The sequence below is a fragment of the Streptomyces sp. NPDC054961 genome (assembly GCF_053609145.1).
Genome location: NZ_JBSGWY010000004.1, coordinates 260454 through 276322, shown reverse-complemented (window position 1 = coordinate 276322; position 15869 = coordinate 260454). Strand labels below are relative to the sequence as shown.

The following is a 15869-nucleotide window of genomic DNA, read 5'->3' as shown; positions in this document are numbered from 1 at the left end:
CGAACGGGGGCGGCTCGCCGGTCACGGTCACGGTCGCGGCGCCGGAGGGGCTAGCGGTGTTGGCCATCCGCCCTTTCTAGCCGCCCCGGTGGCGGAGCCCCCGATTCCCCGGAGGGAATTGCCGCCCGTGTCCCGGCGGCGGAGCATGCGGGACATCGGATGTGAGGCGACCGGCCGGAGGCGAAGATGCGCGCGTACCACCTGGAGACGTTCGGCACGATCGAGGGCATCGTCCTGCGGGACGACGGCGGGCCGTGCCCGGCGCCCGCCGGGCCCACCGGGATCGTGGTGCGCGTCAGGGCCGCCTCCCTGAACAAGCGCGATCTGCTGATCCTGCACGAGCGCTACCCGCTGCCCGGCGTACCCGGGGTGGTCCCGCTCAGCGACGGCGCGGGCGAGGTGGTGGCCGTGGGCGAGTCGGTGACCCGGTTCGCGGTCGGCGACCGGGTGTCCTGCACCTACTTCCCGCGCTGGCGCGACGGCCGCATCACCGCCGCCCAAGTCGACCAGCCGGGCTGCACGCTGGACGGGATGCTCGCGGAGTACGCCGTACTGGACGAGGAGTGGGCGGTGCGCGTCCCGGACCACCTGACCTGGGAGGAGGCGGCGACCCTGCCGTGCGCGGCCGTCACCGCCTGGAACGCGCTGACCGGCGGGGAGGGCGGGCCGCCGCTGCCGGGCCGGAGCGTACTGACGCTGGGCACCGGCCCGGTCGCGCTCTTCGCGGTGCAGTTCGCGAAACTGCTGGGCTGCCGGGTGGTCTCGACGACCTCGAGCGAGGAGAAGGCGGACCGGCTGAAGGCGCTGGGGGCCGATGCCGTCGTCAACTACGTGCGGAACCCCGAATGGAGCCACGAGGTCCGGGAGCTGACCGGGGGCGCCGGCGCCGATCTGGTGGTGGAGACGGGCGGACCCGACACCATCGACCAGTCGGTGCGCGCCAGTTCGCTCTACGGGCAGATCTCCCTGCTGATCACCGCCAGCGCCTCGAAGCAGGGGATCGAGATCTCGCACGCCGCGTACGCGTCGAGCCTCGCGACGATCCGGCGCGTGTTCGTCGGCAGCCGCACGCAGTTCGAGTCGATGAACAGAGCGATCACCGAGCACGGGCTGCACCCGGTGATCGGCCGGGTGCACCCCTTCGAAGAGGCGCGCGCGGCCTATCACGGGTACGCCTCGGACGCGCCGTTCGGCAAGGTGGTGATCCGGATGGGGGACTGACCCCTCCGGGGGCGCCCCCCCCGGACGGGCGGGGCGCCCCCGGACAGGTCCTACAGGGCGGCGGCCGCCGGCAGCTCCGCCGCGTCCTCCTCGTCCACCGGGATGCTGACGAGCCAGCGGCTGTCCTTGCGCGGACGCAGGTACAGCGCCCAGTAGAGGGTGGCGAAGGCGGTGATCCCGCCGGTCCACAGCAGGTACTGGGTCTCCTGCTGGGTCAGGATGTACGCGAACACCAGGATCAGCAGGACCGGGACGGCCGGCCACAGCGGCATCCGCCAGGCCGCCGTGTTCCGGTGCGCCCCGCGCCGGCTGAACAGCGCGGCCACCGCGACCAGCAGGTACATGCCGGTCACGGAGACGCCCGTGACCCCGTACAGGGTGTCGAGGTTGACGAAGCACATCGCCGCGCCCGGAACGCCGACCAGCAGGGTGGCCACCCACGGGGAACCGAAGCGGCCGAGCCGGGAGAGCGCCGCGTTGACCGGGGCGGGCCAGGCCTTGTCGCGGGCGGAGGCGAACAGCACCCGGGAGTTCTGGATGACCATGACGATGCCGGCGTTGACGATGGCGAGGGCCACGCAGAGGCTGACGAAGGTGCCGACGGCCGAGTTGGACCAGGCGGTCACCATCGCGCCGAGGTCGCCGGAGGCCAGCGCGTCCAGGTCGGGGGCGCCCATCGTGATGGCGATGACCGGGACCAGGATGACGGCGGTGGAGATGGCGAGGGTGGACAGGACCGTCCGCGGGACGTTGCGGCGGGGGTTCTCCAGCTCCTCGGACAGGTAGACGGCCGTCGAGAACCCCTGGGTGATGAACAGGGCGATGGCGAGACCGGAGACGACCATCATCGCGGTGACGGTCGAGGTACCGCCGCCCTCCGAGGCCACCGAGCCGTGTACGAGGGCGTCGGCGCCCCGCTCGCTGTGGGCGAAGCCGAGTACGGCGACGAGCGCGGCCGCCACGACCTCCAGGACGAGGAAGATGCCCGTGATCCAGGCGTTGGCCCGCAGATCGAGGAGACCGGCGAGGGTGGCGAGCAGCATCACGCCGGCGCCCGCGGCCGGAGCGGGTATGTCGATCACCGGGGCGAGGTAGTCGGCCGTGCCCATCGCGATCACGGGCGGCACGATCATCACGACCAGGAGGGAGAGCACGAACACCAGCCAGCCCGCCAGCCGGCCGGACAGGGTGGAGACCATCGCGTACTCGCCGCCGGCGCTGGGGATGAGGGTGCCCAGCTCCGAGTAGCAGAACGCGACGCCGATGCAGAGCAGGGAGCCGATGGCGATGGTGAGCGCGGCCCAGGTGCCGAGGCTGGAGAAGAGGTCGGGCACGACGACGAAGAGGGTCGAGGCGGGCGTCACGCACGACAGCGTGAGCAGCGTCCCGCCGACGACACCGATGGAACGCTTGAGCTTCTGCGGGACGGGCCCGGTGGCGGGGGAGAGGGCCTGAGGAGCGCTGATCGTGTCAGTCATCGTGCGGTGTTCCGATCGGCAGATGCGGGGAGTGAGCGCGGGAGCGGTATCGCCTCCGGGGCGGTGGTGGGCACGAGTGGTTCGGTGCTCCCGAGCCGACATGCAAGCTCCACGAGATCCGCAGGTCAAGAGCTGCAAACCTGCGGATTCCCTCGTCTGTGGCCGTCCCGGCCGCGGTCCGCGGCGTCAAGACCGCGTCAACGCTGCGCAATCACCACGTGCGAGAACCGCAGGTGACCGCGGGTAAATTTTCCTCCGCTTTGCCGACCTGCCGCCCTACGGATACCGGCCCGTGCCCTACGGGGCCGTCGTGCGGGCGGCCAGCAGCAGCGCGATGTCGTCCGGCCGGTTGGCGGAGTTCCCCGCCTCGCCGATCAGCCGGTCCGCCGTCTCCGTGAGCTGGGCGTCCTCGGCCAGCGCCAGCGCGGCCCGCAGCCGCTCCACTCCCACGTCGATGTCCGTGCCCGGGATCTCCACCAGCCCGTCCGTGTACAGGGCGAGCACCGCTCCCGGCTCGATCGTGAACCCGGTGACCGGATATCCGGCTTCGGCGTCGATGCCGAGCACCACCCCGCCCGGAAGGTCCAGCACCTCGGTCCGGCCGCCCGGATGCCGCAGCAGCGGCTGGGGATGGCCGGCCCGGACAGCGAGGGCGCGGCCCGTCGCCGGTTCGAGCAGCACGTAGCAGCAGCTGGCGAACTGTCCCGGGTCGAGATCGATGAGCAGCCGGTTCGTACCGCGCATCACCTGCTCGGGGGAGGTGCTGCCGCCGAGCGTGAAGGCCCGTACCGCGCTGCGCAGCTGGCCCATGGTGGCCGCGGCCGCCACCCCGTGGCCCTGTACGTCGCCGATGACCAGCGCGAGGCGCCCGCCGCCCGCGTCGATCACGTCGTACCAGTCGCCGCCGACGTCCATCCCGGCGGTGCCGGGCAGGTACCGGGCCACCGTCACCACGTGTTCGGCCTCCGGCAGCCGGTGCGGCAGCAGCGCCGTCTGCAGGCCGCGGGCGAGCTCCGCCTCGTTGTCGTAGCGCCGCGCCCGTTCCAGGGCCTGGGCGATCAGCCCGGCCAGCGCCGTGAGGACCGTGCGCTCCTCCGGGCTGAACCCGCGCGGGGTGTCGAAGCCGAGGATGCACGAGCCGACCGGCCTGCCGGAGGCGATCAGCGGGAGGAAGGCGCGGGCCCCGTGGTGGGTGTCCAGCGGGATCCCGGGGTAGGCGGCGGCCAGGTGCTCCATCGACTCGAAGAACAGCGGACGGCCCGAGGTGAGGGTCTCCACGCCCGGCAGCCGGACGTCCAGGGCGACCCCGTCGAATCCGTCCAGGAACCCCTTCGGGAAGCCGGTCTCCCAGGCGAGGTGCAGATGCCCCTCGCCCAGCAGGTAGATCGCCAGCTGGCGTCCGCCGAAGGCCGGGAGCAGCTCCTCGGTGACCACGGCCGACACCTGGCGGGCCGTGACCGCCTCGGTCAGCGCGATGGCGAGGGCCACCGACCGGTACAGGGCCGAGGCCCGGTCGGCGGGCGAACCCAGAGGGGGCGAAGCGGCGTCGGACGGGCCGGGTCCCGCGCCGGGACCCGGCACCGACTCGGGTGGGTACGCGGGCCTCTCGGTCGCCGTGAAGGTGACGGTGAAGCCGTCGACGCCGGGGTGCAGGCCCACCGACAGCCACTGGCCGGGCTGCCGCGGGCCGAGCCGGGCCCGGAAGTGCACCGGCTCGGGTGCCAGGAGCACGGCCCGGAAGTGGTCCTCGTACGCCGGGTGACCGAGCCACGGCAGGGCCTCCCACAGCAGCCGCCCGCTGAGTTCGGCCCCTTCGGAACCTTGGGCTTTTTCGGCTCCTTCGGCTCCTTCGGCCCCGAGCAGGGTCCCGGCGGCCTCGCGGGCGGCGGAGTTGACGAAGCGGATCAGGCCCTGCCGGTCCACGGACAGGACGGCCAGGTCCAGCCGCTCCACGGCGCTGGAGACCCCGCCCGCCGGATCGGGACCGGGTACGCACACCGGATCCCCGTCCCAGGTCACCGAGGCTCCGCCCGCGGCCAGCGCCGCCAGTTGCCCGGCCAGCCGGTCCGCGACGGCGCGCAGCCGTTCCCGGTCGGCGGTCGCGACCGGGACGCCGGGGGTCGCCGGGCGCAGGACCACGAGGACGCCGTAGCGCTCCGACCCGCGGTACACGGGTTCGTACAGCGAGCCGAAGGAGAACGGCAGCCCGGCCATCAGCTGCGGGTAGCGCCGCACCGCGGACTCCGCGTCGGGCAGGTGCACCGGCTTTCCGGAGCGGTACGCCTCGGCGACCGGGTACGGGCGGTTCACGTGCATCCGCCACCAGGGGCGGAACAGCCGTCCCGGGATCCCGGTGAGGGACGCCATCCGCAGCAGTCCCTCGGTCTCGGAGCGCAGGTAGACCCCGCCCGCGTACCCGCCGGCGGCCCGCACGGCATCGAGAGCGGCCCGTGCGAGCACCCGGGCCGTGACGTCCGTGACGGAGCCGCCGATGTCCGGTCTCGCCGTCACCCCTCCAGGATGCCTCCGGCGTGGTGCCCGCGCACACCGCGCGGCCCTGCCACCGCCCGGCCCCTGCCCTCGCGCGCCGCGCCCTGCCGCCCGCGCGGCTCAGGCCTCGGGAGAGCCCGTCGCGGCGCGGGCGCGGTCCCGGTAGCCCACCACCACCGCGGCCGCCGCCACCAGCAGCGCCGCGGCCACCGTGCGCAGCGCCACCCCCATGGCGTCCGTGAAAGCCGCGACCTGCGCGGGATCCTGCGGCACCCCGTGGAACCGGGAGGCCAGGACCGTGCCGACCACCGCGACACCGAGGGCCGCTCCGATCTCCCGGGCCGCCGTGTTCAGCCCCGACCCCAGCCCCGCCTGGTGCGCGGGCAGCTCCGCGACCACCGTCAGGGTCAGCGCGGGTGCGCAGAGCCCGGTGCCCGCCGACAGGATCAGCAGGTACAGGGCGTAGAGGGCGTACGGGGTGCCCGCGTCGGCGGTGGAGACCAGCAGCAGCCCGCCGCCGATCAGGCCGAGCCCGGCCCCGACGGGCAGCCGGGGTCCGGTCCGCTCCTGGAGCCGTGCGCCGTACCGGGGCACCAGGGCCATGCCCACGGTCAGCGGGACGATCGCGAAGCCCGTCTGGGCCGGGGAGAAGCCCTTCGCGTACTGGAGGTACTGGGCGTTGACGAAGAACAGCGCGAACAGCCCGAAGAAGGCGGCGCCGATGCCGAGCGCGCCGGCGCGCAGCCGGCCCGAGGCGAAGATCCGGGGGTCCAGCAGCGGGCGGGCGGCACGCAGCGCGTAGCCGGTGAAGGCGGCCAGCAGCGCCAGGCCCGCGCCGAAGGCCGCCAGCACCCGCGCCGAGCCCCAGCCGTACGAGGGCCCCTCGATGATCGCGTAGACGACCGCGAGGAGGGCTCCCGCGAGCAGGGCCGCGCCGGCGGGGTCGACGGAGGCGTCGGCGCGCGCGGGCGTACGGGGCACCGTGCGGGCCACGGCCAGCGCGAGCAGCGCTCCGAGCGGGACGACGGCCCAGAACAGGGCCCGCCAGGTGAGGAACTGCCCGGCGAGGCCGCCGCCGACGTTGCCCGCGAGGCCCCCGAGGCCGGCGGACAGCGTCCAGGTGGCCAGCGCCTGGCCGCGCTGCTCGGGCGGGGACAGGTGGACCAGGACCGACATGGTGGCGGGCATGATCAGGGCCGCTCCGGCCCCGCACAGTCCGCGTCCGGCGATCAGGACGGCGGGGCCGGCGGCGAGCGCGCTGAGCGCCCCGCCCGCCGCGAACAGGCCGAGCCCGGCCAGCAGGGCGCCCTTGCGGCCGTACCGGTCGCCGAGGGCGCCGGCCGGGATCAGCAGCGCGGCGAAGACGATGACGTACGCGTCGACGGTCCACAGCAACTGCTCGGGGGTGGGGTGCAGGGCGGAGGCCGCCAGCTGCGGGATCAGCAGGTTGACGGCGGCGACCATGGCCTGGGCGACCAGGACGCAGGCGCACAGGACCAGCAGGGCGGCGCGGGTGAGCGCGGGGGTGGCGGGGGCTGCGGCTGGTTCCCGCGTGAGCGCATGGCGGAGCACGGCTCCTCCTCGGAGTCGGTGGCGTGCGTGTGGGTGTGGGTGTGTCTGTGGAGGGGAGTGGGGTGCGGGACGGCGACGGCGGCCTTGACGACGACGACGGTGACCGTGACGGCCCGGGTCCGGGACCGGGCGCCGGCCGGGTGGGGCGATGGTCGTGGCCCTGGCCCGCCCCGCCCCTGGCGGTGGGCGCGTCGGCGGGTGGTGCCGGGGCGACCGTCATCCGGCGGTGCTCCCGTGTCCCGTCCCTCACCGTAGAGTCGCTACGACCTGCTTTCCAGTGCAAGTTATGCAAGGGATCCATGCGTGTGACGCAATCCAACGCCTCCCGGCTCGACCTGAACCTCCTCGTCGCCCTGGACGTCCTCCTGGAGGAGTCGAGCGTGTCCCGGGCCGCCGCCCGGCTGCACCTGTCCGAGCCCGCGATGAGCCGTACCCTCGGCCGGATCCGCAAGGCGCTCGGCGATCCCGTCCTGGTCCGCGCCGGCCGCACCATGGTCCCCACCCCGCACGCGCTGTCGGTCCAGGGCGAGGTCCGGGCCGTCGTGGAGCGGGCGCGGGGGATCTTCCTGGCCGGCGGCCGGGTGGATCTGGCCACCCTGAACCGGACCTTCACGGTGCTCGCCAACGAATCCTTCACCGCCGTCTTCGGCGCGGCCCTCTTCGCCCGGGTCGCGCAGGCGGCGCCCGGGGTGCGGCTGCGCTTCCTGGCGGAGAGCCACATCGACGTGCCCGCGCTGCGCGAGGGCGTCGCCGACCTGGAACTCGGCATGATCGACACACGGTCACCGGAGGTGCGGACCGAGCACCTCGTCGACGAGCGCATGCTGGCCGTCGCGCGCGCCGGGCATCCTCTGCTCCGGGGGCGGCTCACCGCGCGCCGGTTCGCCGCCGCCCACCACCTGATCGCCTCCCGGCGCGGCCGGCAGGAGGGCCCGGTGGACTCCGCCCTCGCCGAACTGGGCCTCACCCGGACGGTGGTGGGCAGCGTCGGGACCTTCCCGACCTCCCTCTTCGTGCTCCGCGAGACCGACCTCGTGGGCCTGATCACCGGTCAGGCCGCGCCGCTCGCCACCGCGTTGGGACTGGAGGTCTTCGAGATCCCCCTCGAACTCCCCCTCCTGTCCTTCGGCATGGCCTGGCATCCGCGCCACGACGCCGACCCCGCGCACGCCTGGCTGCGCGACTGCGCCCGCACACTGGTCCCGGGCGGGGCCTAGGCGCGCGGCTGCCGGAGCTCGATGACACCGGGGTCGGGAGGTCGGCGTAGGCGGGGCGGGAGTGGTCGTCGGCGGCGGAGCGGGCGGAGGAGCAGGCGGGGGGCGCGTGGCCGGATCTCACCCCGGGCACGGTGTCCGGCCCCGGCGGCTCGGCCGCTCTCTTGACGGAACCGGGGACAACGGCGTTGCGTATCTGATGGAGTGACGGGTGAAGGCGCCGGTGCAGGTGCGGGTACGTGCTCCAGTCCGGACGGATCTCATCTCTCAGCGGGAAGGGCGAGGATGCTGTCGGAGGCGATGGCCGCGCTGGCTGCGGCGGGAGGCACCGCGGTGGTGCAGGCCGCGGGCACGGACGCATGGACAGGGGTGCGCCGGCAGGTGGCCGGCTGGTTCGGCCGGGGGAATCCCCAGCGCGAGCGCGCCGAGCTGGAGCGCCTCGATCAGACCGCGGGCGAGCTGGAGGCGGCGCGGCCGGCCGAGGTGGAGCGGGTGCGCATTCGTCAGGAGGCCGCGTGGGAGGGCCGGATCCAGGCCCTGCTGGAAAGTCTGGAGGACATCGACCGGGCCCGGGTCCTCGATGAGCTGCGCACCCTGCGGGACGGACAGGCCTCCCACCGCGCGGTGTCGGCCGGCCAGGGCGGTCTGGCCGTGGGCGGGAACCTGCGCGTCCAGTCCGACAACGGGTCCGCCGCCGCCGTGACCATGGGGGACGTGACACTGGGAAACCCTTCCCGGCCGGGTACGCACCAGGACTGAGCGCACCCGGTACCGCCCCGGCCACGCCGGCTCACCCCTTCGGTGGAGTCAGCGCCGACCACGGCAGTGTCGCCGTCGGCTACGCCGGGCAAGTCCACCACCACGCCGCGCCCCGCGCAGCGGCCGCCTGGCCGCGCCAGGTCGGCGTGATCCCGCCCCGTGCCCTGTCGTTCCAGCACCGCGCCGAGGTCGACCGGCTGCGGGCGGCGGTCGACAGCGGGGGTACCGCGGTGCTCAGCCAGGTACTGACCGGGACCGGCGGGGTGGGCAAGACGCAGCTGGCCGCCGATTACGCCCGCACCGCCTGGGACGGCGGCGGAGTCGACGTACTGGTGTGGATCAGTGCGAGCAGCCGCTCGGCGATCACGGCCGCCTACGCGCAGGCCGGTGTGGAGGTCCTTGCCGCCGACCCCGGCGACCCCGAGCAGTCCGCGCGGGCGTTCCTGGCCTGGCTGGAGCCGAAGGCCGGCCAGAAGCCGTGCCGGTGGCTGGTCGTTCTGGACGACGTCGCGGATCCGGCCGACCTCCGTGGCCTGTGGCCGCCCGCCAGCCCGCGGGGCCGCGTCCTGGTCACCACGCGGCGCCGTGAGGCCGCCCTGACCGGCGCCGGCCGACGCCTGGTGTCCGTGGGCTTGTTCACCCCCCGGGATGCCGCCGCCTACTTCACCGCCGTACTCGCCGAGCACGACCGCCACGAGCCCGGCGACCAGGTCGACGGCCTCGCCGCCGACCTGGGGTACCTGCCCCTCGCCCTGGCCCAGGCCGCCGCCTACGTCATCGACACCGACGTCACCTGCGCCCGCTACCGTGGTCTGCTGGCCGACCGGCTCAGGAGACTGGCCGACCTGCTCCCCGAACCCGGCGCCCTGCCCGACGACCAAGCCGTCACCGTGGCGGCCACCTGGTCCCTGTCCATCGAACACGCCGACCGGCTCCGCCCCGCCGGCCTGGCCCGCCCCATGCTCCAGCTCGCCGCGGCACTCGACCCCAACGGCATCCCCGCCGATGTCCTGACCAGCCGATCCGCCCTCACCCACCTCACCCGTCACCGCACCCCCGACGCCCGGCAGCCGATCCCCACGACCGCCGAGGACGCCGCGGGCGCGCTGCGCGCCCTGCACCGGCTCAGCCTGGTCACCTACGCGCCGGGCCAGCCCGTTCGGGTCCATGGCCTGGTGCAGCGCAGTGTGCGCGAGCAGCTTCCGCCGGAGCTGCTGGCCCGGACCGTCCGGGCGGCCGCCGACGCCCTGCTCCAGGCCTGGCCCCAGACGGAACCCGACTTCGCCACCGGCCAGCGGTTCCGCGCCAACACCGAGACGCTGCGGTCCCATGACGAACACCTGCTGTGGTCGGACCGCGACGTGCACGAGGTCCTGCTCCGGACCGGCCAGAGCCTCGCCCGTGCGGGGCTCTACCAGGCGACGACGCAGCACTACCTGCGGCTCGCGGCCACCTCCGCGCACAAGTACGGCGCCGGCTACCCGCGCACCCTCACCTGCCGCAGCAACTCCCTCCGCTTCCTGAGATTCACCGCGCACCCCGCGGAGGCCGTGGCCGCGTACACGGAGCTGGCCGCGGACTGCACCCGTCTGGTCGGACCGGACGGCTCCGCCACCCTCGACGCCCGCGGCGAACTCGCCGCCGCCCGGGTCAGCGCAGGCGACCTGGCCGGTGCGCTGGCCGACTACGAGGAACTGCTCGTCGACCACCGGCGCGTCCACGGCCCCCACCACCGCGACACCCTCTCGGTCCGCTCGAAGACCGCCTCCCTGCACGGCGAGAGGGGAGACGCGTCACGCGCCGCGGCCCTGTACGAGGAACTGCTCGGCGACTGCCGGACGTACATGGGGCCCCTCGACCACATGACCTTGGACGTACGCATGGAGCTCGCGCACCTGCGGGGTCAGGCGGGCGACCCCGCCGGGGCCCGCGACCGGTTCGGAGAGCTGCTGGACGAGCACGTGGCGGCGTTCGGCCGCGACGACCACCGCACCCTGGTGGTGCGCCACGAGCTGGCCGACTGGCGCGCCGCCGCCGGAGATCCGGCCGGAGCCGCCGCCGAGCTGGCGGATGTGATCGACGACGCCGTGCGCGTCCTGGGCGCCCACCACCTCGACGTCTCCCGTGCGCGCTACTGCCTGGGACTGCTGCGCGACAAGGCGGGCGACCCCACCGCGGCACCTCCTGGCATAGAGGAGTCGGCCCGTTTGCTGGAGCAGACGTTCGGGCCGGACCACCCGCTCGTCATCGTCCACCGCGGCTTCGTCCGGATGTGGCAGCACGGCCTCGCGGAGAGCGATCCGGTCGCCGCCGCCGAGGCCCTGAAGGAGATGATCGCCACCCTGCGCCCAGTCCTGGGCCCCGACGACCCCCAGGTGCTGTTCCACCGCAGGACCCTCCTCGGCATCGAGGGCGTGACCGGCGACCCGGGCCGGACGGCCGAGGAGTTCGCCGTGCTGCTCGCCGACTGCCGACGGGCCCTGGGACCCGAGCACCCCTCCACCCTGGTGACCCGCGCGGAGCTGGCCGACTGGCGCGGCGAGGCGGGCGAGCACGCCCGGGCGGTCGCCGAGCTCCGCGCCGTACAGGGAGACATGGCCCGGGTACTGGGCCCGCACCATCCGGAGACCCTGCGCACCCGCAAGCTGCTCGCCGAGAAGCTGCACGCGGCGGGCGACACGGCCGCGGCCCTCACGACGTACGAGGACTTGATCACCGTGCACCGCCAGGTGCTGGGTCCGCACCACCCGGACACCCTCCAGCTGCGCAGCGCCCTCGCCGACTGCCGCTCCCGCGACGCCGAGGCGGACACGATGATCCCGGTCTATCAAGAGCTGATCGCGGACTACACGCACGCCCTGGGCCCCGATCACCCGCGTACGCTCGACCTGCGCGGCAGCCTGCTCACCTGCCGCGCGGAGGCGGGCGACCCGGCCGGGGCGGCCGAGGAGTGCCGCGAGCTGATCCACGACTACCAGCGGGTCATGCCGCCGGACCACATCGAGACCCTTCCCGTCCGCGCCACCTACGCCAAACTGCTCGCGGACAGCGAAGACTTCGCCGGGTCGGTCACCGCGTACGAAGAGCTGATGCCGACGGCCCTGCGGATCTGGGGCCCGGACAACCTCGGCTCGCTGATGGTCCACGGCTGCCTGGCCGAGGTGCGGGCCCGGCGCGACCGCGCCCCGGCCGACGGCCTCGTCGCCTTCGCCGCCCTCCTCGAGGACTGCCTGCGCGTCCTGGGCCCCGACCACTACGTCACCGAAGCCACCCGAGCCTTCCGGGACGCCCTGCGCGGGAGCGGCCCGGCACTCCCGTCCACCACGTACGACAAGCTGCTGGACCAGTACGCGAGGGCCGAGCGCGCCGGCCGCGCGACGCCCACCGCCGGGTGATCCCGGCCGCGGAACCCGGCAGCCGGTCCGTACGCCGCACGGGCTGACCCGAACGCTTCCCCCGTCCGGGGGAGGTCCGGCGCCGGGGCGGCCCCCGGCGCCGCCGTCCGGGCAGGCTAGCGGGCATGCGACAGCAGTACGACACGTCAACGCCCCCGGTGGCCTTCTCGGTCGCCGACGCCTTCACCCTGAGCACGGCCCTCGACGCCCTCGGCGGCGTACGCGGCCTCGACACCCTCGACGCCGCCTGCGGACACGGCGGCACCACCCGGATGCTGGCGCGCGGCGGCGCCCGCCGCGCGGTGGGCGTCGACAACTGCCCCGAACGCATCCGGCGGGCGCGGGAGGGCGGGGGAGGGGCCGGGGGCGCCGCGGTCGAGTACGTCCTGGTCGACGACGCGGCCGCGATGCCGGAGCTGGGCCCCTTCGACCTGGCCACCGCCGTCTACCTGTTCAACCAGGCCCACGACAAGGCGACCCTGCACGCCATGTTCCGGGCCGTCCGCGCCAGCCTGCGCCCCGGCGGACGGCTCCTCGCCATCGTGCCGAACCCGGGCGCCTTCCCGTACGCGGACTGGGCCCCGTACGGGATCAGCGTCGTCGAGCGGTCTCCGGGCGGCGACGCGCCCCTGCTCCGGGCGCGGCTGGAGACCGACCCGCCGGTCCCGTTCGAATGCCGGGAATGGGCCCACGCCGACTTCGCCGAGGCCGCCTCCGACGCCGGCTTCGCGACGGTCTCCTGGCAGCCGACCCGGACCCCGCCCGCGTGCGCGATCCGCGACGAGACGTACTGGGCCCGCTACCGCACGGCACCCGTCGGCTCGCTGATGAACTGCGTGGCCTGACGAGCGGACCCGCGGGCGCCACCACCGCCGAGCCGGGTGGCGAACCGGAACCGGCCCTCCCCGCTGTTTTGACAGCTGTGTGCGGCGGGAGAACAGTGGAATGACTGCGGGGGGCGAGGGATGCACCCGAATCGGAGGCCTCCGATGCCTGCTACCGACCGTGGCAACGCCTTGGACCATGTGGTCGTGGTGATGTTCGAGAACCGGTCGTTCGACAACCTGCTCGGCCGGCTGTACGAGCCGGGTGAGGTCGCCGCCTTCGAGGGGGTCCTCGGCAGGGACCTGTCGAACCCGATCCCGGACTGGGCCGAGGACCGCTCGGGCCGGCAGGCGGTGGCGTACGGCATCGCCGAGACGATGGACACGCCCAACCCGGATCCGGGCGAGGAGTACCAGCACGTCAACACCCAGCTGTTCGGCGTGATCGACCCTGAGAGCAACCGCGGGGTGCTGGCCGAGCACATGGCTGCCCCGTTCAACACGCCACCGCCCGGACGGGCGCCGACCATGGACGGGTTCGTCACCGACTACATCAGCGCCTTCGCCGCGGAAATGGGCCGCCAGCCGAAGTACCACGAGTACGCGCAGATCATGGCCGGGTACACCCCTGACCAGATGCCGGTGCTGTCCACGCTGGCACGCGGTTTCGCGACCTTCGACCACTGGTTCGCCGAGGTGCCCTCACAGACGTTCACCAACCGCTCGTTCTTCCACGCCGCGAGCGCCTCAGGCTTCGTCGTCAACGCCCCGTACCCCACCTTCCCGCTGCACAACACCGCCGAGACGGTCTTCGAGCGACTGGAGGCCAGCGGCCTGACCTGGCGGGTCTACGTGGACGCACCGAGCCCGCTCCCGTTCACCGGGCTGATCCACGCACCGCGGCTGCGCGAGCGATTCGCCACCCACTTCGTCCCCACGGACCGATTCCTGGAGGACGCCGCCGCCGGCACGCTGCCCACCTACGCGTTCATCGAGCCCAACCTGTGGCACGGCCACAACGACATGCACCCGCCGGAATCCGCCCTGATCCAGGGCGTCCCCTTCGACATGCCGTCATCCCTCCTGGGCGGCGAGGCCCTGCTGGCCAGGATCTACGACGCCGTCCGCACCTCGACCGCACCGCAGGGCTCGAACGCCTTCAACACCTTGCTGATGGTCGTCTTCGACGAGCACGGCGGCACCTACGACCACGTCCCCCCGCCCGCCGCCGCGCCGCCGGACCCGGGCGCGCGGCCCGGGCAGATGGGCTTCGCCTTCGACCGGCTCGGCGTCCGCCTGCCCGCCATCGCCATCTCCGCCTGGCTGCCCGACCGCACCGTCGTCAACGGCATCCACCACCACACCTCGGTCATCCGCACACCCCGCGAACGCTGGAACCTCGGCCCGCCCCTCACCGCCCGGGACGCCGACGCCCCCGACCTGGCCGGCCTCCTGAGCCTCGACCGGCCGCGCGACCCCCAGGACTGGCCCGACGTCACCGCCCGCCCCGTCCCCGCATTCGACCAGGACCTCGTCCCACCGGACGCGCCACTCAACCCGCTCGCCACGGCCCTGTTCCACGGCTACCTCGCCCTCGTCGAACAACTCGGCGCCGCCGTGCCCGCCATCGACGACACGACGCCCCTCAAGGGCCGAGAAGCCACGGCGATCGTCCACGAGAGCGCACACACCCTCTTCCCCGGCCTGCGCCCACCGCCGGGCTGACACGCCCCCGGGACCTCCGGCTCACGCGGCGAGTCGGCGCGGCCGAGGAAGCCGCGGCGGCCTGTCCCTTCGTCCTGTCCAGCGCCTACGCCACCGGCGCCACGCTCGCGACACACGGCGGCGGCCCGACGCGTCGACCAGGTCCGGTGTACCGGCTAGGTCTCCCGCGCCGCCGCTCGGATCAGCTCCACGATCCGGTCGCGGGCCGCCCTGCCCTCCGGAACCGGCATCAGCGGGTACACGTGCGGCAGCCCCGGCTCCTCGTGGAACTCCACGTCGACGCCGTCCGCCCGCGCCCGGCGCAGCAGCTCGCGGCTGTCGGTCGTCAGGAGGTCCCGGGTGCCGGTGAACACCGTCAGCGGGGCCAGCCCCGCGAACGAACCGTGCAGCGGGCTCACCCGGGGGTCGTCGGCCGCGAGGTTGCCCGCGTACAGCCGCCCGGCCTCCCGCAGCCCTGCGCGGGCCAGCATCGGGTCGCCCGGCTCGAGGGCCTCCTGGCCGGGATGGCTCATGGACACGTCCAGCCAGGGCGAGATCAGCACGATCCGGGACGGCTGCGCCCCGGTGCGGTCGCGCAGCCGCTGGGCCGCGGCCAGCGCCAGCCCGGCGCCCGCCGAATCCCCGATGAGCAGGGCGCCGCCCGCGCCACCGCTCGCGATCAGGCCGCTGAGCAGGTCCGCGGCGACCGGGACCGTCCGGTCGGCGGTCCCGCGCGGGGCCAGCAGATAGGCCGGTACGACCACCCGGGCGCGGGCCCGCGTCACCAGGCTCCGGATCAACGACCAGTGCGGCCGGACCAGTTCGTTCACGTACCCGCCGCCGTGCACGTACAGCACCCGGGCGGCCGGTTCGGCTCCGCGCGGCGAGACGTCGTACACCGGCCAGGCCCCGACGAAGGTCCGGGAGACCTCCGCGACCCGGCCGAGCGAGCGCGGCGGCAGATGGGAAGCCGGCCTGCGGGCCGACTCGGCCACCCGGGTCCGGACCGCCTCCGCGCTCCCGAACCGTCTTCGCCACCCCGTCGCGATCAGCGCGACCGAAAGCGCCCTGCTGCGCAGACTCGGCACGCCCCTCACCTCCCCGTTCCCGGCCCGGTCCGCTCCCCGGCCCCGGCCCCTGCCCGACACCTGAGGAGCATAGGCGTGAAGCTGGCCTGTCGGCCCGCTTAAGAAATCCTCGATGGACTGTCAC

General features: G+C 74.3%; 10 protein-coding genes. 6 read left to right on the top strand and 4 right to left on the bottom strand.

The window, feature by feature from the left end; genetic code table 11:
- Positions 1-186: 186 nt before the first annotated feature.
- Positions 187-1221: a zinc-dependent alcohol dehydrogenase family protein gene (locus ACWF9Z_RS07025; RefSeq protein ID WP_453598281.1), complete on the top strand. Its 1035-nt coding sequence runs from the start codon at positions 187-189 to the stop codon at positions 1219-1221.
- 50 nt (positions 1222-1271) lie between these two features.
- Here the strand turns inward: ACWF9Z_RS07025 and ACWF9Z_RS07020 are convergent, their stop codons facing one another.
- The 3 genes from ACWF9Z_RS07020 to ACWF9Z_RS07010 form a co-directional block, all read right to left on the bottom strand.
- Positions 1272-2699 carry an APC family permease gene (locus ACWF9Z_RS07020; protein ID WP_453598279.1) on the bottom strand — a complete coding sequence of 476 codons (1428 nt, stop codon included), beginning with the start codon at positions 2697-2699 and terminating at the stop codon, positions 1272-1274.
- A gap of 297 nt (positions 2700-2996) precedes the next feature.
- Complete coding sequence (locus ACWF9Z_RS07015) at positions 2997-5210, bottom strand: SpoIIE family protein phosphatase (RefSeq protein ID WP_453598277.1); 2214 nt, start codon at positions 5208-5210, stop codon at positions 2997-2999.
- A gap of 99 nt (positions 5211-5309) precedes the next feature.
- The gene (locus ACWF9Z_RS07010) at positions 5310-6761 is read right to left on the bottom strand and encodes an MFS transporter (RefSeq protein ID WP_453598275.1); all 1452 of its coding nucleotides are present in this window, start codon (positions 6759-6761) and stop codon (positions 5310-5312) included.
- A 299-nt stretch (positions 6762-7060) separates the two neighbouring features.
- On the opposite strand from ACWF9Z_RS07010, the gene ACWF9Z_RS07005 reads away from it, so the two are divergent.
- The 5 genes from ACWF9Z_RS07005 (at position 7061) to ACWF9Z_RS06985 (ending at position 14678) form a co-directional block, all read left to right on the top strand.
- Positions 7061-7978, top strand: coding sequence for a LysR family transcriptional regulator (locus ACWF9Z_RS07005; protein ID WP_453598273.1), 918 nt, complete (start codon positions 7061-7063; stop codon positions 7976-7978).
- Positions 7979-8275: 297 nt separating this feature from the next.
- Entirely contained in the window at positions 8276-8734 is a 459-nt protein-coding gene (locus ACWF9Z_RS07000) for a hypothetical protein (protein ID WP_453598271.1), read from the top strand.
- Between the two features lie 146 nt (positions 8735-8880).
- Positions 8881-12129 carry a tetratricopeptide repeat protein gene (locus ACWF9Z_RS06995; RefSeq protein WP_453598269.1) on the top strand — a complete coding sequence of 1083 codons (3249 nt, stop codon included), beginning with the start codon at positions 8881-8883 and terminating at the stop codon, positions 12127-12129.
- Between the two features lie 125 nt (positions 12130-12254).
- Positions 12255-12974 (top strand): class I SAM-dependent methyltransferase, encoded by a 720-nt coding sequence (locus ACWF9Z_RS06990; RefSeq protein WP_453598267.1) that lies wholly within the window; start codon positions 12255-12257, stop codon positions 12972-12974.
- A 144-nt stretch (positions 12975-13118) separates the two neighbouring features.
- Positions 13119-14678, top strand: coding sequence for an alkaline phosphatase family protein (locus tag ACWF9Z_RS06985; protein ID WP_453598265.1), 1560 nt, complete (start codon positions 13119-13121; stop codon positions 14676-14678).
- A 155-nt stretch (positions 14679-14833) separates the two neighbouring features.
- On the opposite strand, the gene ACWF9Z_RS06980 is transcribed toward ACWF9Z_RS06985, so the two are convergent.
- On the bottom strand, positions 14834-15745 hold the full coding sequence (locus ACWF9Z_RS06980) for an alpha/beta hydrolase fold domain-containing protein (protein WP_453598263.1): 912 nt from the start codon (positions 15743-15745) through the stop codon (positions 14834-14836).
- Between the last annotated feature and the right edge of the window lie 124 nt (positions 15746-15869).

Coding starts and splice junctions, on each gene's coding strand:
- ACWF9Z_RS06985 (WP_453598265.1), top strand. CDS start 13,119: ATGCCTGCTACCGACCGTGGCAACGCCTTGGACCATGTGGTCGTGGTG.
- ACWF9Z_RS07020 (WP_453598279.1), bottom strand. CDS start 2,699: ATGACTGACACGATCAGCGCTCCTCAGGCCCTCTCCCCCGCCACCGGG.
- ACWF9Z_RS07000 (WP_453598271.1), top strand. CDS start 8,276: ATGGCCGCGCTGGCTGCGGCGGGAGGCACCGCGGTGGTGCAGGCCGCG.
- ACWF9Z_RS07025 (WP_453598281.1), top strand. CDS start 187: ATGCGCGCGTACCACCTGGAGACGTTCGGCACGATCGAGGGCATCGTC.
- ACWF9Z_RS06990 (WP_453598267.1), top strand. CDS start 12,255: ATGCGACAGCAGTACGACACGTCAACGCCCCCGGTGGCCTTCTCGGTC.
- ACWF9Z_RS07005 (WP_453598273.1), top strand. CDS start 7,061: ATGCGTGTGACGCAATCCAACGCCTCCCGGCTCGACCTGAACCTCCTC.